Source organism: Crenalkalicoccus roseus, assembly GCF_004761865.1.
GTDB lineage: Bacteria > Pseudomonadota > Alphaproteobacteria > Acetobacterales > Acetobacteraceae > Crenalkalicoccus > Crenalkalicoccus roseus.
In genome coordinates, this window is record NZ_SJDM01000072.1 from 1 (window position 1) to 1,424 (window position 1,424).

Annotated in this window: 2 protein-coding genes; both read right to left on the minus strand. The window is 75.8% G+C overall.

Translation table 11 applies throughout. From position 1 onward, the window contains the following. On the minus strand, positions 1–1,058 hold a 1,058-nt coding region (locus tag ET526_RS20270), incomplete at its 3' end, for a tape measure protein (protein WP_158295649.1). Continuing rightward, on the minus strand, positions 1,051–1,424 hold a 374-nt coding region (locus ET526_RS21785; RefSeq protein WP_204623734.1), incomplete at its 5' end, for a hypothetical protein. The genes ET526_RS20270 and ET526_RS21785, both read right to left, overlap by 8 nt.

The following is a 1,424-nucleotide window of genomic DNA, read 5'->3' on the forward strand; positions in this document are numbered from 1 at the left end:
TCCTCCAGCCGCGCCCGGCTGTCGACGCCGGCCTGCTGCTCGGCGGTGCCGACCAGCCCGGGGCGGATGCTGCCGCGGCGGACCGGCGCGCGCAGGCTGTCGCGGCCGTCGCCCTCGCTCTCCAGCCGGCCGATCTGCGCCGACAGCGCCTCGGCCTGGCGGCGCAGGCCGGCGAGGCGCTCCTCCTCGCTGCGCAGCCCGGCGCCCTGGCGGACGCTGTCCACGGCGCGGGCAGCGGCGGAGAGCGCGCGGTCCAGCGCGTTGGACAGGCCGATGGCGCGGTCGAGCTGGCCCAGAAAATTCTCGGTTGCCGCCGTCAGCTGCCCGAAGGCGCGGCCGAGCGAGAGGGGCGCGCGGTCAAGCTCGGCGCCGAGGCGCTCCGTCGCGCGCAGCAGTGCGGGGAAGACCCGCTCGGCGGTGAGCTTGCCCTCGGAGCCGAGCTTGCGGAGCTCGCCGATCGAAACGCCGAGCTCGCGGGCCAGGCCCTCGGCCAACAGCGGCATGGCCTCGAGGATGGAGCGCAGCTCGTCGCCCTGCAGCACGCCGGAGGCGAGTGCCTGGGCCAGCTGCAGCGTGGCGCTGCTGATCTCCTGCGTGGAGGCGCCGGAGACGATGGCGACGCGCTGCAGGCCGCCGACGAGACGGACCACCTGGTCGGAGGTGGCGCCGATCTCGCGCGCCGCGATCGAGAAGCGCTGGAAGGCGTCGACGCTCTCCGACACCGCGACGCCGGTCTGGAGCGCGTTGCGGTACAGGGCCTCGTAGACCTGGCCGGCGCGCTCGACCGAGCCGGTCGCGTTCTGCAGGCGCGAGAGGCCCTGGGTGAGCGCGTCACCGGCCTGGACGAGTGCGCGCGCACCGGCGGCGAGGCCGGCGATCTGGATGCCGCGGACGGCCAGGTCGAGCAGGTCGAGCGAGCGGGAGGCACGCTCGGCGCCACCCTTGACCTGTTCGAGCGAGCGCTGGCCGGTCTCGCCGACGTCCTTGAGGCCAGCCTTGACCTTGGCGGCGTCGTCGAGAGAGAGGCGGACCGAGACGCGGCGGGTGGCATCAGCCATCGGTCACGCCTCCGTCTGTGCGGTGGTCAGGGCGCCGGGCGGCGGTTCCGGCTGCCAGGCCCATGCGCATGGCCAGCAGCAGCTCGGCGGCAGCCCAGCCGGAGGCGCCCATCTCGCGGGCCGTAGCCAGGGCCGCCGGCATGTCGATGTCGAGGCCGATCATCGTCGCCGTGGCGCAGGTGGCGCCGGCGGCCCAGCAGGCGTGGCCCTCGATGCTGGCGGGCGCGTGGGCGGCGTAGGGACAGGCCAGGCCGCAGTCGCGGTCGAGGGCCGCGCAGCCGCGGCAGTAGTCGGGACCCGAGCCGAAGTGCCAGGCGGCGCGGGCCCTCAGCCGTTTCCCTCGGCGGCCACCGCGGCGACCGGCGC